27 protein-coding genes and 1 tRNA gene are annotated in these 24207 nt (G+C 63.1%); 11 read left to right on the forward strand and 17 right to left on the reverse strand.

The window, feature by feature from the left end; genetic code table 11:
• The first annotated feature begins 94 nt into the window (after positions 1 to 94).
• The 3 genes from H4I97_RS11925 to H4I97_RS11935 all read left to right on the forward strand — a co-directional run bounded on the left by H4I97_RS11925 (position 95) and on the right by H4I97_RS11935 (position 4190).
• Complete coding sequence (locus tag H4I97_RS11925; RefSeq protein WP_182304868.1) at positions 95 to 919, forward strand: aldo/keto reductase; 825 nt, start codon at positions 95 to 97, stop codon at positions 917 to 919.
• Positions 920 to 1161: 242 nt separating this feature from the next.
• Positions 1162 to 1929 carry a hypothetical protein gene (locus H4I97_RS11930; RefSeq protein WP_182304869.1) on the forward strand — a complete coding sequence of 256 codons (768 nt, stop codon included), beginning with the start codon at positions 1162 to 1164 and terminating at the stop codon, positions 1927 to 1929.
• Entirely contained in the window at positions 1926 to 4190 is a 2265-nt protein-coding gene (locus H4I97_RS11935; protein ID WP_182304870.1) for a UvrD-helicase domain-containing protein, read from the forward strand. Before H4I97_RS11930 ends, H4I97_RS11935 begins: the two co-directional genes overlap by 4 nt.
• Positions 4191 to 4308: 118 nt before the next feature.
• Here the strand turns inward: H4I97_RS11935 and H4I97_RS11940 are convergent, their stop codons facing one another.
• Positions 4309 to 4698: a hypothetical protein gene (locus tag H4I97_RS11940; protein ID WP_182304871.1), complete on the reverse strand. Its 390-nt coding sequence runs from the start codon at positions 4696 to 4698 to the stop codon at positions 4309 to 4311.
• Positions 4699 to 4926: 228 nt separating this feature from the next.
• Here H4I97_RS11940 and H4I97_RS11945 point away from each other — a divergent pair, with 228 nt between their 5' ends.
• Positions 4927 to 6483: a helicase HerA-like C-terminal domain-containing protein gene (locus tag H4I97_RS11945; protein WP_182304872.1), complete on the forward strand. Its 1557-nt coding sequence runs from the start codon at positions 4927 to 4929 to the stop codon at positions 6481 to 6483.
• Positions 6484 to 6502: 19 nt separating this feature from the next.
• Here the strand turns inward: H4I97_RS11945 and H4I97_RS11950 are convergent, their stop codons facing one another.
• The 5 genes from H4I97_RS11950 to H4I97_RS11970 form a co-directional block, all read right to left on the reverse strand.
• The gene (locus H4I97_RS11950; RefSeq protein ID WP_182304873.1) at positions 6503 to 6856 is read right to left on the reverse strand and encodes a hypothetical protein; all 354 of its coding nucleotides are present in this window, start codon (positions 6854 to 6856) and stop codon (positions 6503 to 6505) included.
• A complete protein-coding gene (locus H4I97_RS11955) occupies positions 6853 to 7746 on the reverse strand; it encodes an ATP-grasp domain-containing protein (protein WP_182304874.1) in 894 nt (297 codons plus the stop codon). Before H4I97_RS11955 ends, H4I97_RS11950 begins: the two co-directional genes overlap by 4 nt.
• Positions 7743 to 8591, reverse strand: coding sequence for a hypothetical protein (locus H4I97_RS11960; protein ID WP_182304875.1), 849 nt, complete (start codon positions 8589 to 8591; stop codon positions 7743 to 7745). Before H4I97_RS11960 ends, H4I97_RS11955 begins: the two co-directional genes overlap by 4 nt.
• An 8-nt stretch (positions 8592 to 8599) precedes the next feature.
• Positions 8600 to 8983, reverse strand: a complete 384-nt coding sequence (locus tag H4I97_RS11965; RefSeq protein ID WP_182304876.1) for a hypothetical protein — start codon at positions 8981 to 8983, stop codon at positions 8600 to 8602.
• A 115-nt stretch (positions 8984 to 9098) separates the two neighbouring features.
• Positions 9099 to 10166, reverse strand: a complete 1068-nt coding sequence (locus tag H4I97_RS11970; protein ID WP_182304877.1) for an acyltransferase family protein — start codon at positions 10164 to 10166, stop codon at positions 9099 to 9101.
• 219 nt (positions 10167 to 10385) lie between these two features.
• Here H4I97_RS11970 and H4I97_RS11975 point away from each other — a divergent pair, with 219 nt between their 5' ends.
• Positions 10386 to 10946 carry an HXXEE domain-containing protein gene (locus H4I97_RS11975; protein ID WP_182304878.1) on the forward strand — a complete coding sequence of 187 codons (561 nt, stop codon included), beginning with the start codon at positions 10386 to 10388 and terminating at the stop codon, positions 10944 to 10946.
• Positions 10947 to 11059: 113 nt separating this feature from the next.
• Positions 11060 to 12679, forward strand: a complete 1620-nt coding sequence (gene groL, locus H4I97_RS11980) for a chaperonin GroEL (protein WP_182304879.1) — start codon at positions 11060 to 11062, stop codon at positions 12677 to 12679.
• 5 nt (positions 12680 to 12684) lie between these two features.
• Here the strand turns inward: groL and H4I97_RS11985 are convergent, their stop codons facing one another.
• Positions 12685 to 12963 (reverse strand): hypothetical protein, encoded by a 279-nt coding sequence (locus H4I97_RS11985; RefSeq protein WP_182304880.1) that lies wholly within the window; start codon positions 12961 to 12963, stop codon positions 12685 to 12687.
• A 110-nt stretch (positions 12964 to 13073) separates the two neighbouring features.
• Between H4I97_RS11985 and H4I97_RS11990 the strand changes: the two genes are divergently transcribed.
• Positions 13074 to 13754 carry a phosphatase PAP2 family protein gene (locus tag H4I97_RS11990; RefSeq protein ID WP_182304881.1) on the forward strand — a complete coding sequence of 227 codons (681 nt, stop codon included), beginning with the start codon at positions 13074 to 13076 and terminating at the stop codon, positions 13752 to 13754.
• Between the two features lie 217 nt (positions 13755 to 13971).
• Here H4I97_RS11990 and H4I97_RS11995 read toward each other — a convergent pair whose 3' ends face one another.
• From H4I97_RS11995 to H4I97_RS12005, 3 genes are read right to left on the reverse strand one after another with little or no spacing between them, the layout of a single operon-like run.
• Positions 13972 to 14757 carry a VOC family protein gene (locus H4I97_RS11995; protein WP_182304882.1) on the reverse strand — a complete coding sequence of 262 codons (786 nt, stop codon included), beginning with the start codon at positions 14755 to 14757 and terminating at the stop codon, positions 13972 to 13974.
• A gap of 24 nt (positions 14758 to 14781) precedes the next feature.
• Positions 14782 to 15270, reverse strand: coding sequence for a DUF1579 domain-containing protein (locus H4I97_RS12000; RefSeq protein ID WP_182307624.1), 489 nt, complete (start codon positions 15268 to 15270; stop codon positions 14782 to 14784).
• A 57-nt stretch (positions 15271 to 15327) separates the two neighbouring features.
• Complete coding sequence (locus tag H4I97_RS12005) at positions 15328 to 16050, reverse strand: DUF899 domain-containing protein (protein WP_182304883.1); 723 nt, start codon at positions 16048 to 16050, stop codon at positions 15328 to 15330.
• 68 nt (positions 16051 to 16118) lie between these two features.
• Here H4I97_RS12005 and H4I97_RS12010 point away from each other — a divergent pair, with 68 nt between their 5' ends.
• Positions 16119 to 16565, forward strand: coding sequence for a MarR family winged helix-turn-helix transcriptional regulator (locus tag H4I97_RS12010; protein WP_182304884.1), 447 nt, complete (start codon positions 16119 to 16121; stop codon positions 16563 to 16565).
• A gap of 57 nt (positions 16566 to 16622) precedes the next feature.
• Here the strand turns inward: H4I97_RS12010 and H4I97_RS12015 are convergent, their stop codons facing one another.
• From H4I97_RS12015 to H4I97_RS12030, 4 genes are all read right to left on the reverse strand, one after another.
• Positions 16623 to 17114 carry a beta-propeller domain-containing protein gene (locus tag H4I97_RS12015; RefSeq protein WP_182304885.1) on the reverse strand — a complete coding sequence of 164 codons (492 nt, stop codon included), beginning with the start codon at positions 17112 to 17114 and terminating at the stop codon, positions 16623 to 16625.
• A 171-nt stretch (positions 17115 to 17285) separates the two neighbouring features.
• A complete protein-coding gene (locus H4I97_RS12020) occupies positions 17286 to 18050 on the reverse strand; it encodes an RES family NAD+ phosphorylase (protein ID WP_182304886.1) in 765 nt (254 codons plus the stop codon).
• A complete protein-coding gene (locus H4I97_RS12025; protein WP_182304887.1) occupies positions 18010 to 18393 on the reverse strand; it encodes an MbcA/ParS/Xre antitoxin family protein in 384 nt (127 codons plus the stop codon). Before H4I97_RS12025 ends, H4I97_RS12020 begins: the two co-directional genes overlap by 41 nt.
• Before the next feature lie 113 nt (positions 18394 to 18506).
• Positions 18507 to 18929, reverse strand: a complete 423-nt coding sequence (locus H4I97_RS12030; protein ID WP_182304888.1) for an organic hydroperoxide resistance protein — start codon at positions 18927 to 18929, stop codon at positions 18507 to 18509.
• 176 nt (positions 18930 to 19105) lie between these two features.
• On the opposite strand from H4I97_RS12030, the gene H4I97_RS12035 reads away from it, so the two are divergent.
• On the forward strand, positions 19106 to 19555 hold the full coding sequence (locus H4I97_RS12035; RefSeq protein WP_182304889.1) for a MarR family winged helix-turn-helix transcriptional regulator: 450 nt from the start codon (positions 19106 to 19108) through the stop codon (positions 19553 to 19555).
• 57 nt (positions 19556 to 19612) lie between these two features.
• On the opposite strand, the gene H4I97_RS12040 is transcribed toward H4I97_RS12035, so the two are convergent.
• A complete protein-coding gene (locus H4I97_RS12040; RefSeq protein ID WP_182304890.1) occupies positions 19613 to 20233 on the reverse strand; it encodes a hypothetical protein in 621 nt (206 codons plus the stop codon).
• Between the two features lie 343 nt (positions 20234 to 20576).
• On the opposite strand from H4I97_RS12040, the gene H4I97_RS12045 reads away from it, so the two are divergent.
• Together H4I97_RS12045 and H4I97_RS12050 are read left to right on the forward strand one after the other, a co-directional pair.
• Positions 20577 to 21797: a hypothetical protein gene (locus tag H4I97_RS12045; RefSeq protein WP_182304891.1), complete on the forward strand. Its 1221-nt coding sequence runs from the start codon at positions 20577 to 20579 to the stop codon at positions 21795 to 21797.
• An 80-nt stretch (positions 21798 to 21877) separates the two neighbouring features.
• Positions 21878 to 21970: transfer RNA gene (locus H4I97_RS12050), tRNA-Arg, on the forward strand.
• A 268-nt stretch (positions 21971 to 22238) separates the two neighbouring features.
• Here the strand turns inward: H4I97_RS12050 and H4I97_RS12055 are convergent.
• Positions 22239 to 22961 carry a L,D-transpeptidase gene (locus tag H4I97_RS12055; RefSeq protein WP_182304892.1) on the reverse strand — a complete coding sequence of 241 codons (723 nt, stop codon included), beginning with the start codon at positions 22959 to 22961 and terminating at the stop codon, positions 22239 to 22241.
• Positions 22962 to 23134: 173 nt separating this feature from the next.
• The gene (locus H4I97_RS12060; RefSeq protein WP_378143504.1) at positions 23135 to 23875 is read right to left on the reverse strand and encodes a L,D-transpeptidase; all 741 of its coding nucleotides are present in this window, start codon (positions 23873 to 23875) and stop codon (positions 23135 to 23137) included.
• Between the last annotated feature and the right edge of the window lie 332 nt (positions 23876 to 24207).

Here is a 24207-nt window from a genome sequence, read left to right on the forward strand (position 1 = left end):
TCTCAACCCTGACGGGCGGCGGCCTTGATCCGGCGGTTGAAAACCGCGACGATCGCCCCTTGCCGCTCGATGCCGCAATACAACGGAGAAGCCCATGCAGATCGTTTCCGCCAACGGCGCCGCCATTCCCGCCCTCGGCTTCGGCACCTTCCGGATGCCCGGACCCGACGTGATCCGCATCCTGCCGCTCGCGCTCAAGACCGGCTTCCGCCATGTCGACACCGCGCAGATCTACGGCAACGAGGCGGAAGTGGGCGACGTGATCGCCACCTCCGGCATTCCCCGCGAGGAGATATTCCTCACCACCAAGGTCTGGGTGGACCGCTTCGCGCGCAAGGATTTCCTGCCCTCCGTCGACGAGAGTCTCAAGAAGCTCCGGACCGACTATGTCGACCTCCTGCTCCTGCACTGGCCGAAGAGCCCGGTGCCGCTCGCCGAGCAGATCGGCTGCCTGAACGAGGTGGTGAAGGCCGGCAAGGTGCGCCATATCGGGGTCAGCAACTACAATTGCGCGCTGATGGGCGAGGCGGTGGCGCTCTCCGAGGCACCGATCGTCACCAACCAGGTGGAATACCACCCCTATCTCGACCAGACCGAGGTCATCGCCGCCGCCCGCTCCTACGGCATGGCGATCACCGCCTATTACGCGATGGCCGACGGGCGCGTGCCGAAGGAGCCGCTCCTGCAGGACATCGGCGCCCGCCACGGCAAGACGGCGGCGCAGGTGGCGCTGCGCTGGCTGGTGCAGCAGCAGGGCGTGGTGGCACTCACCAAGACGGCGACGGAAAGCCGGATCGCCGAAAACTTCGCCGTCTTCGACTTCCACCTCGACGCGCAGGAGATGGACGCGATCTCCGCGCTCGCCCGTCCCGACGGGAGGATCGTCAATCCGGCGCATCTGGCGCCCGAGTGGGATTGATGGGGGCTTGATCGGATGGGGTGTGTGCAAGTTCGATTAGGTGCCATTGCCATTAGTAGGGGACGCTCTAAACGCACCACTACTCGAATGTAGTCTTTCAAAAGCGCGGATGCTACACAGATCAAGGGCAGTCCTCCCCAACAGGTTGCGGTCTTGAACAAGAATTGGCTGGGTTGAACGTGAGGGTACAACGAGAGACAGAGAGGGTTTCGCAAGTCACACCGACATCGCAGGGCGATATCGTGAGATTCGAGTGGCCAGATGGTGAGACTGGCCCAGATCTGGGTGTGATCATTAACGCCGATTGCGATTTGATGCACGGAAAGACCGATGGCGTTATCGCACTCCTTCCCATCTATTCGTTCTACGACTATCTTCGCTTCTTCTGGGCGCCTAGCTACATGCACGAAGTCATTGCGGCTAGCACGCAGGCCATTCTCAAGCTCGCAAATGACGACGACGCCACGGCATTGCACGATTGGCTGACCACAGCCGGGGTTGAGAAGGTGAGTTCGTCAATCGCGATGCATAATGGGCTTAAGAAAGGCCAAGTGGAGCAGCTAGGTCGAGAACTGAAGCGGCTGGCGGTTTGCCTGGATGCTGGGCAGGATGCCATCATGCGCTTTCAGCAGTTGTGCCACGCAGCCGCTGACCCGGCTGGCTATGCGCGTACTCAGATTAGCAGCGCCAAAAAGGCGATGGGAGAAGGGCACTTCTTCATCAGCGATCTTATTGACGAGCAGTCGGTTGGCTTCGTCATTCGTATGCGTCGCATATATACAGTGCCGGAGCACAACTATTTCACAGCTACCAGCGAACAGATGTCTAAAAGCCAAGGGACTAGGGTGACTGCCGTGCGCGTTGCCAAGCTGACAGAATTGTATCGCGTCAAAGTCCTTCAACTATTCTCGCAACAATATTCTCGAATTGGCCTTCCTGACGATGTGACCGCGCTAAGTTCATTAGCCATAGATGATATTGTTGCGAAATTTTCGGGAGAACATAAGTGAAGGCAATCGTCTTAACTCCGAAGACTTTGTTTAGATTAAACCAATTTTCAATATCAGACGAATGGTTCAATCATTTTGGACTTCCGGAACATGAGAACAACATAAAACGCGTTGTCGTCGGCAATATTGTTTATTTTCTTGAGCGCGAACTTGAGAGTGACGATTGCCCTGTAATAGTCATAAACCTTGGCGCTGAGGGCGTATTCTCTGACGCTCCATCACGCGCGGCGACACTTGAACGGATTATTACTACAGCCAGATCAATATATACTGACAGCGTCAGCATCCCGACTAGCTGGAGAAAACATCACGAAGGTAGCTTTCTCTCTATACAAGCAACCCCGCGCAATTATGGCTGGCGAGCTAGACTCCACTTCAACATAAGGCCGAGGGGCTCCAAGGATCTGTTCGCCTTCTCCCGACTAGACGACACTGTCGCCTTTTCAAATCTTGATTTGCACCTCGATATTTACGACGCGGCGAAGGCGGATCTGGCGCAGGCCGTCCTCACGGCGCATGAGCCTACTCCGATGGAATCGCGAGCGGGAATAACGCTGAGTCAGCGCCTCCCTCAGGGCTTTATACAGGGAGCGACTCTTGATCAATGGTACACGTCTAAGTTGACAGTTGAGCAACGACAATTCGTGGACAAACCTCATGATGGGCCTGTTCGTCTGAGGGGTTCCGCCGGCACCGGTAAGACCCTGTCTTTGGTCATCAAGTTCTTGCGCGACGCGATCGCGGCCGAATCAGATCATCGCCCGATGAAGTTTGGCTTTCTGACCCATAGCTTCGCCTCAGTAGATCTAGTCAACTCTATCGGTGAGAGCCTAGATACGACCGGGTTGTTCTATGCATCAGGCAAGAACGTGAAGCTGGAAGTGCGCACACTCTATGATCTCGCGCACAAGCATCTAAACTTTGAATTGGACCAACTTATTCCTCTCTCCTTGGATGGGCGCGAGGGCAGACGGCTGCAATCCGAGCTTATTGAAACGGTTCTAAGGGAGCTCGCCAATTCGAATATTGCGGGGGCCCAGTTCCAGGACGTATCGCCGGACATCAAACAGCGATGGAGCGCAGCGGCCTCGGGAGGCGACAAGCGGCTGATTGCCGAGGTGATGAACGAGTTCGCAAGTGTGCTTGATGCTGAAGGTGTTCGTTCCGGAGAGGAAAAAGGGGAACGATACGCCAAAGGCACCGCTCCTCGCCCGGCGTGGCTTATGCAGCTTCATACGGAAGCGGACCGCCGTTTCGTTCTCGAAATCCATCGACGCTACCGCAAGCACCTCGGCGAGATGAATACGCTAAGTGTTGATCAGATGATCGGCGACTTCAACTCCTTTCTGGACTCTAATCGGTGGGACCGCATCCGGAGCCGTGATGGTTACGACGTCCTGTTCGTTGATGAACTCCATCTGTTCACTTCAGTGGAAAGGCAGATCCTACACAAACTCATCAAGCGAAATGTCGAAGAGGATGGACGCCCGAAGCGCCCGGCAATCTTTATGGCCTACGATCTCAAACAGAGTCCGAGGGACACCTTCGCGACCTATGGCGACGGAGATCAGAATTTGTTTAGCGCCTCCACAGGACTGCAGGGCTCCGAGCTTGTGAAATTGGAGCGCATTTTTAGGTACACACCGCAGATCGCCGAGTTTCTCGCTGATCTCGATGCAACCTTCCCAGCGATAGACATTCCCGGCGAGTGGGACGCCTATTCCGGTAAAGCGGAGCTAGAGAGTGGAAGCGTCCCTGATTTGACCGTTTTTCCAGACGAGGTCAGTCTGTTCAGCACAGTCTTCAATGATGCGCATAAGGTTGCTCGTTCAATCCATGGGGGAGGCCGACGGGTCGCTGTACTATGTGCCGGCGACGATCAATTCGATACGTATCTCATCGCAGCGAGTGGACAGTTTCCAGGCAAATACTTGCCTATTACCAGCCGCGAGCCGTCTTCAGAGCTTCGCCACGCCGGCAAACGCTTTATCTTCAGCATGCCGGAATACGTCGCTGGATTACAGTTCGATACCGTTTTTCTGATACATGTCGACGCCAGTGAGGCTACGCTCGATGCCGGAGATGGGATACGACGCCGCTTCATCTCGAATATCTATCTAGGCTCTAGTAGGGCTGAGAAGACTTTGCGAATCAGCGCATGCATGTCCCGAGGCGGCAAGTCGGATATTCTCGATATGGCGCTCGACAGGAAGAGCCTAATTGAGACAGCGCCTCCACCCGGAAAAAAGCGCCGACTATAACAATATGGGCGGAAATTCCTCTCAAGGAGTTCTGGGCATCTGTTATCCACCCCCACCAACAAAAAAACCGCCGGATCGCGCCGGCGGCTTCGTTCATTCCGGGAGGTTTCCGCCCGTCTCAGACGAACTGGCTCAAGCCCGGGACGGAGGCGACGACTTCGTCGACGACGTCGGAGCCGGCGTATTCGCGGGCGGCGGCGATGGTTTCGCGCGAGAGCGAGGTGATCTCGCCCATGCCGAGGCCGAGCGACATCAGCTGCTGGCCGAGGCCCATGATGCCGCCGCCGCCGATTGCGCTCATCAGCCCGCCGAGCAGGCCCTTGCCCTCGCCTTCGCCGTTGTGCTTGGCGACGAGGTCGACGGCGCCGGGGATGGCCTCGATCATCTTGGCGACCGGGCCGTCGGCGGCCTCGCGCTGGAGGAAGCCCAGCATCATGCCGACCGCCTTTTCGGCGACATCCGCGTCGATGCCGACATTGTTGGCGATGCGGTTTACGAGTTCATTCATGGTCTGCCTCCGTTTGAAATTCTGACGTGAACGTCAACGTAATTAATTCCGCTTGCGAACTCAAGCGCCGGGGCCGCTCCCCACAGGCTTTTTCGTCGCGCCGCCGCAGCCGCGCCGGAGACGTGCCGGGCAGTTGTCATGTTCCATACTATCCTTATAGTTACAACCAGTTGTTTGGATGAATGCGGGAATGCCGGGCGCTGCCCTCCCCGCGAAAGACGAGGCCCCATGCTTGTTGACGGAAAGCTTTTCATCGGCACCAGCCGTAACCCCGACGACAGCCTCAACAAGCCGGAATATCTGGAGCTCAAGTTCGGCAATCGCCACGGGCTGGTGACCGGGGCGACCGGCACCGGCAAGACGGTGACGCTGCAGATCCTCGCGGAAAGCTTCTCCGAAGCCGGCGTGCCGGTCTTCTGCGCCGATATCAAGGGCGACCTTTCCGGCATCGCCATGAAGGGCGAGGCGAAGGATTTCCTTTTGAAGCGCGCCGAGACGATCGGGCTCTCCCCTTACGAATTCCGCGCCTCGCCGGTGATCTTCTGGGATCTCTACGGCGAACAGGGCCACCGGGTGCGCACCACCATCGCCGAGATGGGGCCGCTCCTGCTCTCGCGGCTGATGGATGCCTCGGAGGCGCAGGAGGGCGTGCTGAACATCGCCTTCAAGATCGCCGACCAGGGCGGGCTGCCGCTCCTCGATCTCAAAGACCTGCAGGCGCTCCTGAACTACATGGGCGAGCACGCGAGCGAGCTTTCGAGCCAGTTCGGGTTGATCTCCAAGGCCTCCGTCGGCTCGCTGCAGCGGGGGCTCCTGATCCTCGAGCAGCAGGGAGCGGAGAACTTCTTCGGCGAGCCGGCGCTCGCGATCTCCGACATCATGCGCACGACGAGCGACGGCCGCGGCATGATCTCGGTGCTCGCCGCCGACAAGCTGATGATGAACCCGAGGCTCTACGCCACCTTCCTGCTCTGGCTGCTCTCGGAACTCTTCGAGGAACTGCCGGAGGTCGGCGATCCGGAAAAGCCGCGACTCGTCTTCTTCTTCGACGAGGCGCACCTGCTCTTCGACGACGCGCCGAAGGTGCTCACCGACCGCATCGAGCAGGTGGTTCGGCTCATCCGCTCCAAGGGCGTCGGCGTCTATTTCGTCACCCAGAACCCGCTCGACGTACCGGAAACGGTGCTCGCCCAGCTCGGCAACCGCGTGCAGCACGCGCTCAGGGCCTATACGCCGCGCGAGCAGAAGGCGGTAAAGACGGCGGCGGAGACCTTCCGCCCCAACCCCGCCTTCGACTGCCAGAGCGCCATCACCGCGCTCGGCACCGGCGAGGCGCTGGTCTCGACGCTGGAGGGCAAGGGCATTCCCTCGATGGTCGAGCGCACGCTCGTCCGCCCGCCGGCCTCGCGGCTCGGGCCGATCACGCCGGCCGAGCGCCAGCAGCTGATGGCGGTAAGCCCGGTTTCCGGCCTCTACGACAAGGATGTCGACCGGGAATCGGCCTACGAGATCCTCACCGAACGGGCGCGCAAGGCGGCAGAGGCGGAAACCGCCCGCCGTGCCGAGGAAGAGAAGAAGGACAATGCCGGCGGCCGCTGGACGCTGCCGGGCTTCGGCGGCGAGACCGAAGAGCAAACCAAAACGGCGAAGAACGGCACCCGCCGCAGCTCCGGCTACCAGCGGGAATCGGTGATCGAGGCGGCGATGAAGAGCGCGGCGCGCTCGGTCGCGACCTCCGTCGGCCGGGCGCTGGTGCGCGGCATCCTCGGTAGCCTGAAACGGTAGAGAGCGCCGCTCCCCGGCCTCAGTCGAGATTGCCGTAGATGACCTCGTCGCCGCCGATGTGGTGGCTTCCGCCGACATTGCCATAGACTTTCGCGTCGCCCTCGACGACGGCATGGCCGAAGAGGCGGCCGTGGATCGCCGCATGGCCGCGGGCGACGGCGGAGCCGGAGACGGTGCCGTAAACCTGCGCGTCCTCCTCGACGCGCGCTTCGCCATAGGCGAGCGAATCCCCGTGCAGCCAGCAGGTGCCGGCCTGCGACAGGTTGTTTTCCGACTGGACGAAGCCGCCGCTTCCGCCGTCCGTGCGGACGATGCGGTGGAGGATCTCGCCGCTTTCGAGCCGGCGGGTCTCATCGGTGATCCGGTATTTCATGGCACCCTCGACAATCGGTTGTAGAGACGGGTGGTGATACTTTCCTCGCCCCAGGGGGCGAGGTCGTAGCCGTGGTAGCCGGGCATGGGGTTCACCTCGATAACGAAGGGCCCCTCCCCGGTCAGGATGAGGTCGATGCCGGAAAAGCGCAGCCCTTCCGCCTCGGTCAGGTCGCAGAGGTCGGCGGCAAGTGCCGCGTCGATCGCCGCCGGCCGCATTTCGGCGCCGCCCTCCTTGCGGTAGTCGAGCGCCGTCGTCACCACCTCGACCGCAAAGCAGACGCCGTCGAGCACGTGGACGCGGAGCTCCCGACCGCGGAGCCGCGCCTGCGATAGCACCGGCTCGGAGACGTCGGAGAGCGTGTCGCCGTCGAGGACGAAGCTCGGGGCGGAACTGCAGTTCTTGATCACCCGGCCGGCGAGCGCATGGCGGGTCGTCATCAGCGTCGGCGGCAATTGCACCACCCGGCGCGGCACCGCCGCGAGCGCGGCGACGTGGAGCGGCTTGCACCAGTTGGTGCTACGTTCCTCGGCGCGGATGACGTTCGGGTGGGCATCGCAAAGGGCGGCGACGACGGCGCGCAGGGCGTGGCCGCCGGCATCGGTGGCCCAGCCGTCGCGCATGTAGACGCCCGGCGCCGCGGCGATCCATTCGGCCAGCACCACAAGGGGTAACCGGCCCTCCGCCACCGCCTCGATCGTCACCCAGCGCAGCGGCAGGCCCTCATCGGTGACCCGCTTGTGGAAGGCCGCGGCCGTCGGATCGCCGCTGACGCTGATGACGAAGGGCGCACCGTTCGCCTGCGCCCCGAAATCCTCCGGCGGCGCGTCTCCGGACTGCCGCGCCCGGCGCATGCGATCCGTCCAGCCGTCGCGAAAGAGCACCGTCATCGGCTCACCATGTCGGCCAGGGCGTCGACGAGGTTTTCGCCCGCCGGGCCTTCCAGAATGTCCGGGGAAAGCTGCGGGACGACCGACCAGAAGACCGGTCGGCCGAGATAGCTGAAGACCAGCTCGCCGTAATCGATGCCGAAAACGTGTCGCACCGCGGCAACCAGTGCCGCAACGTCCTCGCGCGGCCGGTCCGGCAGATGCATATGCACAAGACGATCGCCTTCGGGACGGAAAAGCTCGAGCACATCGCCGGCGAAGGCGCAGCACGCCGCCGCACCGCGGGGTACTTGGACCGCCAGCCGAACCTCGTCCTCCGTGTCGGGGACGTCGTCGATCCGCCTGAGCGAGCGGTCGTAGATGCCGGAGAGGCGGAGCCAGCCGTCGGGAAGCGCGCCGCCGACATGGACCCGCCATTCGGGGCAGGCAAGCCCCGCCCGTGCGCAGCGGGCCCATTGTTCCGGCAGCGAGACCATGTAGGCAGAGGCGCTGCCGGAGGAGCCTCGGTTAAGCGGCGTGCCGCAGGCCATGCGCAACATGTGCAGGACGGCGGCGCGCTCGCAGGCGGAAAAAAGGTCTCTGGATATACCGGGCTCCATCCCGGCAAGCGTGCCGACGACCTTGCTCAGGAAAAGCGGCTGCGTCGCACCCCGCGGGCGAATCCAGCCCTCGCCCGCCGCCGGATCGCCGATCGGAACATGGATGTCGCCGAGGACGATCGCGTCGGTATCGAGGGAGAGGCTTGCGAGGCCCCGCCGTGCGAGGCCTTCGCGCAGGAAGCCCTCGAACGGCCCGCCGAGATTCAGCAGCAGGACAATCCGCTCGTCGCCGGGACCGTCGCGCATCGCGGGTCTCAGATTTTCGCGTGCCCGCCGAGCGAGAAGGCGCCCGCCTCGACACCCGGATCGCCGGCAACGAGGTCCTTGATCTCACCCTCCTCCTTCAGCGACAGGACGAGATGCACCGACCCGTCGGGAAGCCGCGTCACCGAGTCCAGGAGGCCGTAATCGGAGGCCGCCTGCCAGTATTCGTCGCTCTTGCGCAGGAGTTCGGCGGATGCATCCGGATTCTGCTTCAGGTCGACGCGGAAAAAGTGCCGCTTGAAATCCGGCTTTCCCCTGCCGAACCGTTCCATGGGGAGGCTGATCGCCTCGATCCCGGCCAGCCGGGCGGCATCGTCCTTGCCTTCCTTGCCGTCGCTGCCGCCTTCCTTGCCTTCACTGCTGAATACCGACATGGTCGCGCCCTCCGTTTGACTGGCAAAGGCATAGCAAACAAGTGGCGTCGCGTAAACTTTTTAGTTGTATTTGTTTTTCATTCATCAATCTTAGCGAGTCTTTTTCGACGACATCTCACGACGGTTGGCGGTCGAGCGCCGGGGCGAGCGGCTGCAGGAGGCGGTAAAGCCGTGCCCTCAGAGCCGGCATGGCGGAGCGCTCCACCAGCACGTGATAGACGAAGGCGAAGGCGAGGATGCCGGCGGCCGCGACGAGGATCGCCGCACCAGGATGAAGGAAGGCGGCGAGCGGCGGGATCGCGACATAGCCAACATGCTGGTGGACGAGATAGAGCGGATAGGTGGCGCCGCCGGCGAGCTTCAGCGGTCCCCAGAACCGGCGCGGCAGATCCACGCGGGCGATGAGCGCAAACAGCGCCGCCCCGCCGAGAACGGCGGCCGCAACCACCGGCCGCGACAGCGCACTGCCGTATTCCGCCTCGAACCAGGCGGCGGCGCGAAGCGAGGTGAAGACGCCGTAGGAGAGCGAGAGGCCGAGGAGCAGAAGCCGCGCCGACGTGACGCCCTTGCCGAGACGCTGGAACGCAATGCCGGCGACGAAGAAGCCGCTATACTCGGTGATCAGCGCATCCTGCAGCAGGCGGACCTGGAAGAAGGCCTCGTTGGCGAAGGAGAGCGCCAGCCAGCCGAACGCGATCGTCTCGATATCGTCCAGTCGCCGGATGACGAGCAGCAGGAAGATCCAGCCGTAGAAGACGAGTTCGAGCACGATCGACCAATAGGCGCCGTCGACGAAGGGTTCGCCGAGGAGCAGCGAGAAGACCATGAGATTGGCCCCGTACTGCCCGAGGCTGACCTCGAAGCGCGGATTGGCGGCGGCGACGACGACGAGCGCGGTGACCGTCATCATCACGATGAAGGTCGGATAGATGCGGACGAAACGCGAGACGAAGAATTCGAGCGGCGTTCGGCCTTCGGCGGAATAGAGGATGACGAAGCCGCTGATGATGAAAAAGATGCTGACGCCGAGATAGCCGTAGGCGGCGGCGCTCTTCAGCATCTCCGGCAGCGGCATCTGCGGCAGGTCGCCAGCCGCCCCGCCGCGGAAGAGGAAATGGAAACCGACCACGGCGATCGCCGCGAGAAACCTGAGCCCGTCGAGCCCGAAGAGGTGCTTTTCCATGGTCCTGATGCCCCCGGTCGCATTCCGCGCCGCGCACGGGCGCATTCCCCGCCCCTTCTTTAGCGGGGGAATGTTAACAATCGACTTCTGGTGGAAAAACCGCAACGAAAAGACCCGGCCGCAACCTCTGCGACAGGAGGCCGCTCGGGGCCGACGTGCCGGGCCGATGCCGTTGGTCTATGATCGCTTGAAAAGCACAAGGGCGGGAGAGCCGGGGCGATGACGAACGACATGCTGATGGGACTGTTTCCCGTCGTCTTCATGCTGCACGAGTTCGAGGAAATCATCATGCTGAAGCCGTGGCTGGCGAAGAACGGCCCGGCGATGAAGCGCCGCTTTCCGGCCGTCGCGGCAAAGGTCCTGCCGCTCTACGGCAGCCTCTCGACCTCGGCCTTCACCGTCGCGGTCGTGGAGGAATTCCTCATCCTAACGGCGCTCACCTATGCGGCGATCGCCTTCGGGCTGCACGACCTCTGGGCGGGGCTGCTCGCCGCCTTCCTGTTCCACCTCCTCGTCCATATCGGCCAGACGATCCTGTGGCGCGGCTATTGCCCCTTCATCATCACCAGCCTGCTTGCTCTCCCCTATTGCCTTTATGCGCTCTTCGCCCTCGCCCGGTCGGGCGCGATTTCGCCCGGCCCGACGGCCACCTGGTCGATTGCCGCGACGGTCCTCGTCTATCTCAACCTTTGGCTGGCGCTCGGCCTTGCCCGGCGCTTCGAGGCGTGGGCCGGACGCGCCTTCGCGCCCGTGGCCGACGACGGCTCTCCTCCCACCTGATCAGGATCAATGTTCTTCGACGAAGGCTAATGTTATAAAGCGCTGATGTAACAGACTTTCCCGCAGCCGCCGGCGCCGGGCTTCGTCCCGCCGGCAATTCGAGGACGTCCGGCATGGCGCATAAACAGGTTCTCTTTCGTGACGAAGCCCGCGCGAAAATCCTGCGCGGGGCAAGCCTACTCGCTGATGCGGTGCGGATCACGCTCGGCCCGCGTTCGAAATCGGTGCTGATCGAGAAGAAGTGGGGCGTGCCGATCGTCTGCAACGACGGCGTGACGATCGCCAAGGAATTCGACCTCGAGGACGCCGAGGAGAACCTCGGCGCGCGGATGCTCCGGGAAGCGGCGGAAAAGACCGGGGCGATGGTCGGCGACGGCACCAGCACGGCGACCATCCTCGCGCATGCGATCTTTTCCGAAGGCCTGCGCAACGTGGTTGCGGGCGCGAGCGCCATCGACATCAAGCGCGGTCTCGACCGGGCGACGAAATGCACGGTCGATGCACTGAAGACGCTGTCGCGGCCGGTCGCCACGACGCGCGAAAAGCAGCAGGTGGCGGCGATCTCCGCCCATAACGACGAGGCGATCGGGGCGCTCATCGCCGAGGCGATCGAGAAGGTCGGCGACGACGGCGTGATCACCGTCGAGGAGGCGAAGACGACGGAAACCCATCTCAACGTCGTCGAGGGCATGCAGTTCGACCGCGGCTACATCTCGCCCTATTTCGTCACCAGCGCGGAGGACATGGAAGCGGTGCTCGAAGACGCCCGCATCCTCCTCTTCGACCGCAAGATCTCGGCGCTGATGGACCTCGTGCCGCTGCTCGAACAGATCGCCAAGTCGGGCCGGCCGCTCCTGGTGATCGCCGAGGACATCGAGGGCGAGGCGCTCGCGACCCTCATCGTCAACCAGATCCGCGGCACCTTCCACAATTGCGCGGTCAAGGCGCCGGGCTTCGGCGACCGGCGCAAAGCGATGCTGGAAGATATCGCGGTGCTGACCGGCGCGCAGGTCATCTCGGAAGAGACGGGCGCCAAGCTCGAAAACGTGACGCTCGCAGAGCTCGGCTCGGCCGCCCGCGTCGTCATCGACAAGGAGACCACGACCATCGTCGGCGGCGCCGGCGATCCGGCGCGGATCAAGGGCCGCATCGAGGAAATCCGCCGACAGATCGACAAGACCACCAGCGACTACGACAGGGAGAAGCTCGAGGAACGGCTCGCCAAGCTCTCCGGCGGCGTCGCCGTCATCCGCGTCGGGGCGCCGGCGGAGGCGGAGATGAAGGCGAAGAAGGACGCGATCGAGGACGCGATCAACGCCACCAAGGCGGCGGTCGCGGAAGGCATCGTACCGGGCGGCGGGCTGGCGCTGCTCCGCTGCATCGGTGCGGTGGCGGCGGAAGAAGAAAAATGCGCGGGCGACGAGCGCACGGGCGTGCAGATCCTCAAGCGGGCGCTGGAGGCCCCTGCCCGGCAGATCGCCCTCAACTCGGCGGTGGATGACGGCGTCGTCGTCGACCGGATGCTGCAGGGCTCCGGCGCTTATGGCTTCGACGCCGGCCGGCGGGAATATGTCGACCTGATGGAGGCGGGCATCATCGATCCGACCAAGGTGGTGCGGGTGGCGCTCGAAAACGCCGTCTCCGTCGCCGGCATCCTGTTGCTAACCGAAGCGACGATGACCGAGGTGCGCGAGCCGGCGAAGCCGCCGGAGCCGGAGATGGGCGGCGTGTGAGGCCGTCAGGCCTTGCGGCGACGCCACGCCCCGAAGAGGGCAATGCCGACGCCGATCACGAAGCCCGGCAGCGCCATGGCGACGGCGGCGGTGGCCGCCCCCATTTCGCAGCCGCCGGAATCGCCCGGCGTGCCGCAGCGCGGATCGAAGAGATAGCCGAGCGAGAGGGCCAGGATGCCCGTCAGGATCGGCAGGCCGATGAGCCCGACGAGCCCGAAGGCCAGCGATTGTGCGATCGTCTTCAGCATGCCGTCGTCCTCCCCCTTGCCCTTGCCCGCAGACATAGCGCAAATCCGTGTCCCGGTGAACGGCAGGCGGCGGCACGGACTTGACCTCCCCGCCATTCGCCGCCATCTGCAGGTTCGGGCTCAGGCAAGCGAAGACGAGGAGACGAATGGCCTTTCGCATCAACAACGGTTCGCTCTACCCCTATGCCGCCGGCGCCGTCGTCGCCGGCCTGCTTTCAGCCTTCGGCATGATCGCCGACGAGGTGAGCGAAGGCGAGACGCTCGGCCTCGACGAGGGCGTGCTGATGGCACTGCGCACGCCGGGGAACCCTTCCGATCCGATCGGCCCGCCCTGGCTCGAGGAGGCCGCCCGCGACGTGACGTCGCTCGGCAGCTTCTCGGTACTGACCATCCTCGTGCTGGTCGTCGTCATCCACCTCTTCCTCATCGGACGACAGCGGACCGGCTGGTTCGTCACCTTCTCGGTGATCGGCGGGACGATCCTGAGCACGACGCTCAAATCCTTCTACGACCGCCCCCGTCCCGAACTCACCGGCGTGGCGCGCGTCTTCACCGCAAGCTTTCCGAGCGGGCACGCGACCGTCTCGGCCGTCGTCTACCTGACGCTCGGGGCGCTGCTTGCCGAAATGGCGGAGCGGAGGAGCCAGAAGGTGCTCTATCTCGGCTCGGCGATCTTCCTCACCGTCCTCATCGGCGCAAGCCGCGTCTATCTCGGCGTGCACTATCCGACGGACGTGCTGGCCGGCTGGTCGATCGGCGCGGGCTGGGCACTCGCCTGGACGCTCGCCGCCCATCTGGTGCGCCAGCGGATGAAGACCAAGGGGTGAGAAAGGGTGGCGGAGGGCGCTTTTCTCCCCCTTGGCGGGGGAGAATGGAATTTCAACATCTTAGCTGAAAGCTAAGTGTTAGAAATTCCAAGTGAGGGGGTCGGATACCTAGATGCCCCCTCACCTGCGATTTCTGGCACTTAGCTTCACTAAGATGCCGAAATCGCTTCCTCTCCTGCCAGGGGAGAGGAAGCGGCCGTCACGGCGCCTCCGGAGGTCAGCGCTTGCCCGCGACGAGTGCGAAGAAGGCGCCCTGCGGATCGCGGCACTGGATGACCCAGGCGCCGCCGGGAACCTCCATCGGGCCGGACAACACCGTTCCGCCGGCGTCGGTCACCCGTTTCATCGCCGCGTCTATCTCCGGGACGACGAAGTAGAAGCTCCAGAAGGGATGCGGCATGTCCGGCGTTTTCGTCATCATGCCGCCGATATCCATGCCGTCATGGGCGAAGAGCTGGTAGACGCCCATTGCGCCCATGTCGTAGGGCTCGCCCTTCGTCCAGCCGAACATGCGGGCATAGAAGTCGAAGGCCTCGTTGCCGTCGCCGGCCATCAGCTCGTGCCAGCCGACGGTTCCGGGCGACATCGGCGGAGGCTCCTCCGGCAACGGCCCTTCCGGCATGTTCGGCTTGAAGACGTCGAGGACCGCGCCGTGCGGATCGGCGACGACGGCGAAGCGGCCGATGCCGGGAATATCGGTCCCCGGCATCAGGACGCGGCCGCCGTTCTCGACAAATTCGCGCGCCTTGGCATCGACGTCGTCGACGGCGACGTAGCCGTACCATTGCGGCATCGCGCCGTTCTGTGCCATCTCGGGCGTGATCGCCATGAGCCCGGCCGAGCCCATCTCGCGGCCCGGTATGTTGAAGACGGTATAGGCGCTTCCTTGCGCTGTGGCGCCGTCGAACGCCTTTGCTTCCCAGCCGATCACGTCCCGATAGAACGCGGCGGCGGCCGGAACGTCATTGGTCATCAGTTCGTACCAGACGAATTTGCCTTGCATTGTCTTTTCCTTCTTCGGGAGTGCTCAGGATTGTCTCTGCATTTCGCTCGTCATGAAGGTCTGGAAAGTGCCGTCAGGCTGGCGGACGCTGGCGGTGAAGCGGCGCGTGTCGTCGTCGACGAAGGTGATGGCGTCATGATAGATCGCCGTCTTCGCCGGGTCGGTGAAGTCCGGCCCCTCCGCCTCGAGCGTCAGGGTCTTGCCATCGGGCTCGATCCAGCCCTTGTAGACCCAGAGCTTGGTCATCATCGAGCCGACCCAGGTGCCGACATAGTGGCCGGCCTGCGGATCGTAGCCGAGCGTCATCAGGGCCGAGCCCGGGCGCCCGTCCGGCATCTTGCCGTGGCCCTCGGCGACATACCAGAGGCCGTCGAAGGTGCGGACCGTCTCGGTCCATCGGTCATCCGGGCTTTCGGGCCCGCAATCCTCGTTGCCGGTGGCCGAGGTGACGACCCAGTCGCCGAGAAGCTTTTCGAGAAAGTAGTGTTCCTGCTGCGGTACTGCGAGTTCCATCATGGCCTCATCCTCCTCGATGGGGTTTCACAAAAGATGCCTGCAGATGTGGACGGCTCAGGACGCGGCGGCGCGCGGCTTTCCGTCGTATTCGTCGTGGCGACGGACGAAGTCCATCGTCGTTCTCTCGTTGCGCCCCTTCGGCGCCCGGTCGAGGATCATCAGCGTGCCGATCAGTTCTTCCGGTCCCCGCGCATAGCTCGAATAGGTATGGAAGACGGTGCCGTCGGCATCGCGGTAGAAGGCGCTGAGGCCCGGAAGCTCGGTACCGGCATCCTCCGCCGGCATTGCGGTGAAATTATAGAAGACCTTGCCGGAGGCGAGCTCCTCCGGATCGAAGGACACGTGATAGTCGCGGTTGAAGTCGGTGCCGAAGGACGACACCCACGGGAAATGCCAGCCCATGCGGCGCTTGTAGGCCTCGATCTTTTCGAGCGGCGCACGCGAGACGGCGACCAGCGTCACGTCGTGATGGTTCAGATGCGGCAGCGTGCCGTCCAGATGATCGGCGATGAACGAGCAGCCGGTGCAGCCCGCCTGCCAGTCCGGGCCGAGCATGAAATGGTAGATCATCAGCTGGCTGCGGCCGTCGAAGAGCGCGGCGAGCGTTTTCGGCCCCGACGGCGTGTCGAAGACGTAGTCCTTGTCGACCTTGACCCAGGGCAAGGCCATGCGCTCGGCATTCAGCCGGTCGCGCAGATGCGTCGCTTCCTTTTCCTTCAGCAGAAGGGCGCGGCGCGCCTCCAGCCATTCTTCGCGGGATACGACAGGATGTTCCATGATCTTCTCCTCCTCCGGATGGGCGTGGTTTTGCTTGACATTTACGTTGATATCAACATATTTATCCCATGTCAAATCAGCCTGTGATTCCCTTTTCCACCACGCTTCATGTCCGCGACACATGCCTCTGCCTCCACGCCCAGCGCGCCGCGCGCGCCCTGGCGCGCCGCTTCGATGCCGCCTTCAAGCCGCTCGGGCTGACGAACGGTCAGTTTTCCCTGATGATGGCGCTGAACCGCCCGGAGCCGCCGCCGATGGGGCCGGTCGCGGCCCTGCTCGCGATGGACCGCACGACGCTGACGGCGGCGCTGAAGCCGCTTACCCAGCGCGGATGGATCACGATCGTGGCGGACGAGAAGGATCGCCGCGGCAAGCGGCTGAAACTGACGGAAGCCGGCATGGCCGTGCTCGTCGAGGCGATGCCGATCTGGCGGCGCGAGCACGATGAACTGGAGGCCGGGCTCAGCACCGACCCGCAGGTCCTGCGGCAGGGATTGATCGAGGTGGCGCGGTGACTGGGATGCGTCCTTCTCCCCGCCGGCTGGCGGGAAAGGGCGACGATCGGGATTCGGTCAGTTCGCGGCCTTGATGGAGGCGAGGATCTTGCCGACTTCCGGCATGTTCCTGTCTTCCCGGTCCTTCGCACCCCAATAGGTGATGACGAGCAGCTTGTCGGCCTTCACGCCGAGAATGCCGACGCCGATGCTGACGGGGCCTTCCTCGTCGGTGCCGCTCCAGTCGATCGCCTCGAAGGGCATGCCGTTCAGCGTGTCCTTGGTGTCCTTCTGGGTAGCTGGGTCGGCCTTCACGCCGTTTTCCTCCAGATACTTGAAGGCGTCCGTGATGATCGTCTCCATGTTGTCGTCGCCGGCGACGTCCACGGAGAAATAGACGCCCTCGTCATCCGAGACGGCGTCGACACCGGTCTCCGTCTCCTCCGGCTTCCAGCTGTCGGGGATGGTGATCAAGGCGACCGGCGCATCGGACGGGAAGATGAGCGTCGCCGAAAAGGCAAGATCGGCGGAGAAAAGCAGGGCCGCGGCGGCGGCGAGGAATCGGCGCATGGAGAAGGTCCGTTGAAGGTTCAGGGGACGGCGCACTTCGCGCCATCCGGAGAGCGTTATAGCAAGGCCAGACCGGCGCGCACCTGAACGGAACATCCAAAAACGGGCGAAGACCAAAAGAAGTCAGGGGAGCGCCACCAACCGCAACCCTGCCGGCGGTGCACGCCCCGCCTACGCGCTCCGGAAGCGGGAGAGCCGGGGATCGGACGCGAAATCGGCGACGGAAAAGCCGAGCCGCCGCTGCGGGAACTCGCAGAGCGCCTGCACGCCCGCGCGACCGAGGCGGATGTGCCAGGTCTGGCGTTCGACGGGTTCACGGGCGGCGAAGGCGCGAGCGCTCAAAAGCGCGATGTTCATGCCTTGCCCGGGATCACGCACCGAGCGGTAGAGGATCGCCTGCCCGTCCGCCGCACGCGCGGCATCGGCGAGCGCCTGACAGGCCTCGTAGGAGACCGGGTCCTCCCAGGCGGCGGCGTCACGCGCAAGCGGCGGCGCGGTGAGGTCGAGCGCCCGCGTGGTCGTGACGAGGGCGGAAAAGGCGGTGTATTCCGCGGCGTTGGCCGGCAGCGGCGTTTCGGGCGATTCGGCGAAGAAGAGCAGCCGGTAGAAGGCCATTTCGGCAAGCGCCGTCGTCACGCTTTCGGCGGCGTAGAAGACACCGAGGGTGCGACCGGCACGGCGGAAGCGCGAGCCGTTGGGGTAAACGGCGCCGTAGCGGAAGGGTGTGGCGAGGAGATAATCGAGGCCGGCGCATTCCGGCGGCAGCGCCGGCTTGGTTTCCTCGAGCAGGCCTTCGAGCAGCGATTGCTCCTCGACCGTATCGACGAGCTTCATCGTCGAGACCTGGTGCTGCGCCTCGACGAGCCGCCACCATGCGCCCGAGACGGCGCGAAACTCAGACGAGAGCGCGGCGGGCGTCCAGATAGGCGAGGACATCGACGAGCCCGGAAACGGTGAGGATCTTCTGTGCCGGCACGGCGCCGAGCGCGGTGTTCTCGTTGCGCAGCCAGTTGCGCGCCACGGCCTCGTCGCCGCCGGCGATCGCATCGAGCGAACGAAAGACGCGGATGAAGAGGAGCGCCAGCTCGAAGGGCTTGCTGCCGCGCTCCAGCCTGAAGTCGAGCCGCTTCATGCGCGAGACGCTCGCCTCCGAGAGGCCGAGCACGGCGGCCAGTGTGCGCGCGCTGAGGCCGAGCCGGTCGGCGGCATTGACCACGGCCTTGGTGACGACCGTGGCTTCGGAGGCGGGCGCGGAGGGTTTTTCCAGAGCTTCCAGCATGGTCCCATTCCTTTCTCTGGAAGAAATATAATGCATTTCTTTCCAGAGACAAGGTTTTCCTGTGACCGGGACGTCGGGACGGCCCGCGCCGGGCCGCCCTGCCCTCGTCCGCCTTATTCGACGCTGACCGGAACCTCGGTCGAGGTCCGCATGGCGTGGCTGTAGGGGCAGACGATGTGCGCGGCGGCCACGAGGCGCTCGGCGAGCGCGCGTTCGACGCCCGGAATGTTGACCGACAGCGCGACCTCGATGTGGAAGCCGGTGCCGTCGTCGCGCGGGCCGATGCCGACGCGGGCCGTGACCTTGGTGTCTTCCGGGATCTTCACCTTCTCCTTGCCGGCGACGGCCTTCAGCGCGCCGAGGAAGCAGGCGGAGTAGCCGGCGGCGAACATCTGTTCCGGATTGGTGCCGGTGGCGCCGTCGCCGCCGAGTTCCTTCGGCACGGTCAGCACCACGTCGAGAACGCCGTTGTCGGAAACGGCGCGGCCTGCGCGGCCGCCGGTGGCGGAAGCCTGCGCGGTATAGAGAATGCTCATGTTCTTGCTCCTTGTCTTCGGGTTTGCCAGCATTTATATATCGAACAATTGAATTGCGTGCAATTGATTTTTGCACATTGCAGCCCCGGCGCAAAATTGAGAGAATGAGCCGGGGACAACGGGCCGATCGTTCGGACCGAACGAATAAGGGGGCCGATCTGCGGGTCGGTAAAATCATGCAGGACAAGAAGGCCATAAAAGGACCGCGTCTCGACAGCCAGCTCTGCTTCGCCATCTACGGCGCGGCACACGCCTTCAACCGGGCCTACAAGCCGCTGCTCGAGCCGCTCGGCCTCACCTACCCGCAATATCTGGTGATGATGGTGCTCTGGGAGAACGACGCCCAGCCGGTGAAGGCGATCGGCGAACGCCTCGGCCTCGATTCCGGCACGCTCTCACCGCTGCTGAAACGCCTGCAGCAGGCAGGCTACGTCGCCCGCGAACGCTCCTCCGGCGACGAGCGGCAGGTGATCATCTCACTCACGGAAACCGGCGCCGCCCTGCAGCAGAAGGCGGCAAACGTCATGCAATCCATCGGCATCGCCACCGGCTGCAGTATCGAGGAGATCGACAGCATGCGCGAGCGGCTGCATGCTCTGCGCCGGCAGCTTGCGCCGGAGGAGTAGAGGGCGGGGGTGGTGGCGACGGCTTTGGGGCCGGAGGACTCTCATTTGCAACGAGGGCTATTTCGCATTGGCGTCCAATGAAGAAACGAAGCGATCGAATACGTCGATATCGTAGCGGAATTCATTGTTTAAAATAGCATCGGCCGGCAGCCCTTCGTCTGGCAAAGTCCACCGCACCCGGCGTCCGACTGCCTGATCCAGTCGTGCATACCACTGAATAAGGAATGGTTGTAACCGAACGTGCAAGTCGAAACGGTCGCGCACTCGGGAGGTGTCGCCCTCGCGTTGCTGCTTAGCGATCAGGGGGTCGATGACTTTGACGAAATAGGCATCTGCGAATCCAAGCCGCTTTTCCAGGAATGCTCTTCTGGTCGTCTGGAGTTGGAGTTCCCACTGACGTTCCGGGAGTTCGCCGAGCTGGCAAAGGCACCACGAATAGTGAAGCTTCAAGGGGTCTGTGTCGCATATGGCACAACCCTTCTCGCGTTCCATCTGGAGCGCATCGCCCCATCGCTTGGCATTCCAGTCCGTCCAGTATTCAGCGGTTGCTACGCCGGTCAGGGGTTGAGCTTTTCGATCAGCCGGGTACGTCTCGGGAATGAGATACGACGGGCCGTGCGATCTGCACCAAGTCGTCTTGCCAGCCGCGCTGATGCCTTCGATGACAACAATCATCATGGACCTCTTGGTTGTCTGACCATACGAAGACGATACCGTCATCTGCAATACGGCGTGCATCCGCTCCCGGCGCAAAGCGGTCCACGCTGCGCCGGCAGCTCGCGTCGGCGGAATAGAGACGGCAGCAGAAGCGGATATCTGCAGGGTTATAGGGCGGATGCCGAGCAGGGCGGCTTGGGGGTCGAGAGGGGAACGTCCGCTGCTGGGGCACTCCACAAGGAGCCGGACGTGCAGGGCCTCCGGGTGAAGTCAACTATCTGCCCGAAGTGGTCAATTACGTCTTGATCAGCGCAAGTCATAGAGCCAATTTGTGTGCATCATCCGTAACATGGATCTGTTCGCAATGAACTCGGACCGCTCGAATATCTCCAAGATCATTCCGTATATCCAGACAGGCGAAGTAATCCCGCATGAGGAGATGCTGGAAGCGCTGAATGAGGCCACCGCGACACTGGCTGACGAGCGAAGGCGTGAAGTTGCGTCCAGCATCTCGCCGGAAGTGGGCCGCTATCTGGCGAGCACAGACCTCATGCCGTTCATAAAGGCGGATATTTCTGATGTCGAAGCTAGGCAGCTGATAGCTGAGCGTCGTGTGCACCTCAATCGACTATCCAACCTGTTGCCATCAGTGCTCAAGCTTTTGGCGATACGAAATGAAGCCCAGATTCACTCCGCTCTCATACAGCTAGACGATTGTTCCCGTGACTACCATCCGATCAAGAGTTCGGAGTACTCATCGACGCAGCGCAAGAAGATAGTGAACGATCTTAACGCCGTAGCCAGTTTATCAGGGGAGCTTGAGCTCACGTTGAAACGGCTAGGCTACCATATCAGCACGGATTTCGAACAACACGATGAAGCTTGCAGACGCGTTATAAAAGGCAGCCATACTGAAGTCAGACTTTTCGACCTGCTGCGGTTACTCGGGGAGCTTCGCTTCTCGTCCGAGCTAATTCTCTATAAGGACAGCATTGGTGAGCGTGCATTCTACGTTGGCGACAACCGGGCACGAACTCACATTGTCGAGTACGCATACCGGATGGCAGTGCAGTTCGACGCGCCAAAATTCACGACCACCCCAGGTTCCGATTTCTCGACACTGTGCAGCCTGATGTACGAGCTGGCCACTGGCGAGGCAGATGAGAGCCTGGCGGGCGCAATTAACAAGTTCGGACGCAGCGGCGAAAGGCGGCAGATTGACGAAGAGGAGATCGTCCACCGTCATGAGAACAGCGATGAGGGCATGGCCGCACATGAAGCCGACAACTTTGCAGCGGTGAAGGAAGCCATCCAGTCTTACGAAACCGAGGTAGGCTGCTGGCGATCTATGTTCGCTTCACGGAAGTGGGAAGACTTCGAGCAAAGTCAGATAGGAATTCGACTGATGGACGCCGTTGAACGCCGCGACGATCAAATGAACAAGCACGGCCCATTCCTTGTCTGGGCCAGCCAAATGGCCTCGGGGGACAAAAGGACTTTATGGGATCGCTTGGAGGAAAACGAACTGCTTAATCTGGAGTTCGCCGCGAAGGTGGGACGAAGAGCCCGCGGTGAGAGAAATTGACCCACATTCTGTAAAATCGCGCAAAGCTGGTCAACAACCGAGACCACGACTTTGATAGAACAAACCTGCGGTCCGGACGGTGCGGTGTAGCTTAACGGATAGAGCCCTTACTTTCTACGTGCCTGCTCGTCAGGACGGGTAAGGTGATGCGGGTTCGACTCCCGCCACCGCGGGCCTGTGCTTTTAGGCAATTGGCATCTGTCACATACAATCTCATAAGCAGAAAGACGAGAACGACCTGGTCTCCGACATTGCAGGTGGCCCTGTCTCAGTGACCGCTTTTAGGGATTGCGCGACGAGTAGGCAACAACGCCCGCAATGAAGGTGCCAACGCCGCGCCGGTATCACTCGGCGGCATTTGTTGCCTGACTTCGGATACTTCCTTCAGCCGCGACAGGAACTTCCGGGGCCCCTCCCCGGCCCCGCAGCCCCGAGCCGCCTCTACTGCCAGACGACGATGCGGGCCTTGTTCGGGACGCGGTCGTAGAGGTCGATGACGTCCTGGTTCATCAGGCGCACGCAGCCGGAGGAGACCGCCTTGCCGATCGACTGCCATTCCGGCGAGCCGTGCAGGCGGTAGAGCGTGTCTTCGCCGTTCTGGAAGATGTAGAGCGCGCGAGCGCCGAGCGGGTTCTTGAGGCCGGGCGGCATGCCGCCGTTGTCGGCCGAATATTTCGCAAGCTCCGGCTGGCGGGCGATCATCTCTCCCGGCGGCGTCCATTTCGGCCATTTCTGGCGCCACTGGATGACGCCGGTGCCCTGCCAGGCGAAGCCCTCGCGGCCGATGCCGACGCCGTAGCGCATCGCGGTTCCACCTGATTCGACCAAATAGAGGAAGCGCGAGGGCGTATCGACGACGATGGTGCCCGGCGGCTGGCCGGTCGGATCGATGACCCGCTGGCGATAGTAGCGCGGGTCGATCCGCTCGTAGGGCACCGCGGGGATGACGAAACCGCCGTCGACGATCTCGCTGTACATCGCCGCGACCTCGGCCGAACCGCGGGCGGGTGGACGGGCGATGCTCATCGGGCCGCCATAGGCCGGCGCCGGAGCGTAAGGACGATTGTAGGTACCGGAGGAGGCGCAGCCCGCAAGCAGGCTTGCGGCGCCGACACCGGAGAGGGAAAGAAAGGCGCGCCGAGAGAGGGAACCGGGAAGTGTCATGGGGGAATCGGGCTTCCTGTGCAGTTTCGGGGTCGGGGAAGGATTAAAGCGGTGAAACCCTAAACGTTCCCCTTACGCCATGTTGTGACATGACGGGTCGCTAAAAGACATACACGGTGATGCCGCAGGAAGTATTCACATTTGCGCGATGGCGCGGAGAGCGGCCGCCGCCGTCAGAGGACGACGATCGGGGCCTTGCCGCCGACGCGATCGTAGAGATCGATGATGTCCTGGTTGAACATCCGCACGCAGCCGGACGAGGTGGCCTTGCCGACCGACTGCCAGTCCGGCGTGCCGTGGACGCGGTAGAGCGTGTCCTTGCCGTCCTGATAGATGTAGAGCGCGCGGGCACCGAGCGGATTGTTGAGGCCGGCCTCCAGCCCGCCTTCGGAGGCCGAGAACGGGCGCAGGTCCGGCTGGCGCGAGACCATCTCGCTGCTCGGGGTCCAGCGCGGCCATTTCTGCTTGAGCGCAATGACGCCGCGTCCCGACCAGGAAAAGCCGGCGCGGCCGAGGCCGACGCCGTAGCGGATCGCCTTGCCGCCCGGCTCGACGAAATAGAGGAAATGCGCCTTGGTATCGACGACGATGGTGCCCGGCTTTTCCGAGGTCGGATAATCCACCTCCTCGCGCAGGTAGCGCCGGTCGACGCGGTCGAGCGGGATCGGCGGCAGCGTATGGCCCTCGTCGCGCATGATCCCGTACATCGTGCGATGGATCGGGTTGGTGACGGGAAGCCCGTAGGTCTGGTGGAACTGGGTGGAGTAGAGGCGCTGCTGCGGCACCGGCTGGCTCTCGGACGGAAGCACGCGGGCGGGCTCGTTCCAGACCGGCGCCACCTCGTCCTGGAAGACCTCGATGTTCATGCGACTGGTATCGGTCACGAAGAGGCAACCGCCCAGCGACGAAAGCATCACGGCACCGGCGACGAGACCGCCGACGCGCCGCAAGGTCCCGACCTTCGAAGAAATAGCCTTTGCCACCATGGTCCACCGCTTCATGCCGCTCAAAACTTGCGACACCCTGCCAGACGCGGCTGGCGCGAAGCTGTCGTCGGGACCGCAGGCCGCAACAATCCGCGCCCGAACCGAAGGCCTAAATATACTTGATTATACTTGTAAGAATTAATAAATAAACTCCGGCCGGCCGCCGACGATGTGTCGCGGCCGGCCGGAGCCAGCAGTGGCGCGCCAAGGGTCCGCCAACACCTGACCGCCGCTCGGTGTCGACAAGCGCGCCTTGCTTC

The organism is Ciceribacter thiooxidans (assembly GCF_014126615.1).
GTDB classification, from domain to species: Bacteria; Pseudomonadota; Alphaproteobacteria; order Rhizobiales; family Rhizobiaceae; genus Allorhizobium; species Allorhizobium thiooxidans.

Coding starts and splice junctions, on each gene's coding strand:
- H4I97_RS11960 (WP_182304875.1), bottom strand. CDS start 8,591: ATGCGCGACGGTCCCGGCGACGAGCGGATTGTCCTGCTGCTGAATCTC.
- H4I97_RS12005 (WP_182304883.1), bottom strand. CDS start 16,050: ATGGAACATCCTGTCGTATCCCGCGAAGAATGGCTGGAGGCGCGCCGC.
- H4I97_RS11950 (WP_182304873.1), bottom strand. CDS start 6,856: ATGAAATACCGGATCACCGATGAGACCCGCCGGCTCGAAAGCGGCGAG.
- H4I97_RS11955 (WP_182304874.1), bottom strand. CDS start 7,746: ATGACGGTGCTCTTTCGCGACGGCTGGACGGATCGCATGCGCCGGGCG.
- H4I97_RS12030 (WP_182304888.1), bottom strand. CDS start 18,929: ATGAGCATTCTCTATACCGCGCAGGCTTCCGCCACCGGCGGCCGCGCA.
- H4I97_RS11945 (WP_182304872.1), top strand. CDS start 4,927: ATGCTTGTTGACGGAAAGCTTTTCATCGGCACCAGCCGTAACCCCGAC.
- groL (WP_182304879.1), top strand. CDS start 11,060: ATGGCGCATAAACAGGTTCTCTTTCGTGACGAAGCCCGCGCGAAAATC.
- H4I97_RS12055 (WP_182304892.1), bottom strand. CDS start 22,961: ATGACACTTCCCGGTTCCCTCTCTCGGCGCGCCTTTCTTTCCCTCTCC.
- H4I97_RS12035 (WP_182304889.1), top strand. CDS start 19,106: ATGCAGGACAAGAAGGCCATAAAAGGACCGCGTCTCGACAGCCAGCTC.
- H4I97_RS12000 (WP_182307624.1), bottom strand. CDS start 15,270: ATGGAACTCGCAGTACCGCAGCAGGAACACTACTTTCTCGAAAAGCTT.
- H4I97_RS11940 (WP_182304871.1), bottom strand. CDS start 4,698: ATGAATGAACTCGTAAACCGCATCGCCAACAATGTCGGCATCGACGCG.
- H4I97_RS12020 (WP_182304886.1), bottom strand. CDS start 18,050: ATGTCCTCGCCTATCTGGACGCCCGCCGCGCTCTCGTCTGAGTTTCGC.
- H4I97_RS12045 (WP_182304891.1), top strand. CDS start 20,577: ATGAACTCGGACCGCTCGAATATCTCCAAGATCATTCCGTATATCCAG.
- H4I97_RS11970 (WP_182304877.1), bottom strand. CDS start 10,166: ATGGAAAAGCACCTCTTCGGGCTCGACGGGCTCAGGTTTCTCGCGGCG.
- H4I97_RS11925 (WP_182304868.1), top strand. CDS start 95: ATGCAGATCGTTTCCGCCAACGGCGCCGCCATTCCCGCCCTCGGCTTC.
- H4I97_RS11990 (WP_182304881.1), top strand. CDS start 13,074: ATGGCCTTTCGCATCAACAACGGTTCGCTCTACCCCTATGCCGCCGGC.
- H4I97_RS11985 (WP_182304880.1), bottom strand. CDS start 12,963: ATGTCTGCGGGCAAGGGCAAGGGGGAGGACGACGGCATGCTGAAGACG.
- H4I97_RS12040 (WP_182304890.1), bottom strand. CDS start 20,233: ATGATGATTGTTGTCATCGAAGGCATCAGCGCGGCTGGCAAGACGACT.
- H4I97_RS12015 (WP_182304885.1), bottom strand. CDS start 17,114: ATGCGCCGATTCCTCGCCGCCGCCGCGGCCCTGCTTTTCTCCGCCGAT.
- H4I97_RS12010 (WP_182304884.1), top strand. CDS start 16,119: ATGTCAAATCAGCCTGTGATTCCCTTTTCCACCACGCTTCATGTCCGC.
- H4I97_RS12060 (WP_378143504.1), bottom strand. CDS start 23,875: ATGCTTTCGTCGCTGGGCGGTTGCCTCTTCGTGACCGATACCAGTCGC.
- H4I97_RS11965 (WP_182304876.1), bottom strand. CDS start 8,983: ATGTCGGTATTCAGCAGTGAAGGCAAGGAAGGCGGCAGCGACGGCAAG.
- H4I97_RS11975 (WP_182304878.1), top strand. CDS start 10,386: ATGACGAACGACATGCTGATGGGACTGTTTCCCGTCGTCTTCATGCTG.
- H4I97_RS12025 (WP_182304887.1), bottom strand. CDS start 18,393: ATGCTGGAAGCTCTGGAAAAACCCTCCGCGCCCGCCTCCGAAGCCACG.
- H4I97_RS11995 (WP_182304882.1), bottom strand. CDS start 14,757: ATGCAAGGCAAATTCGTCTGGTACGAACTGATGACCAATGACGTTCCG.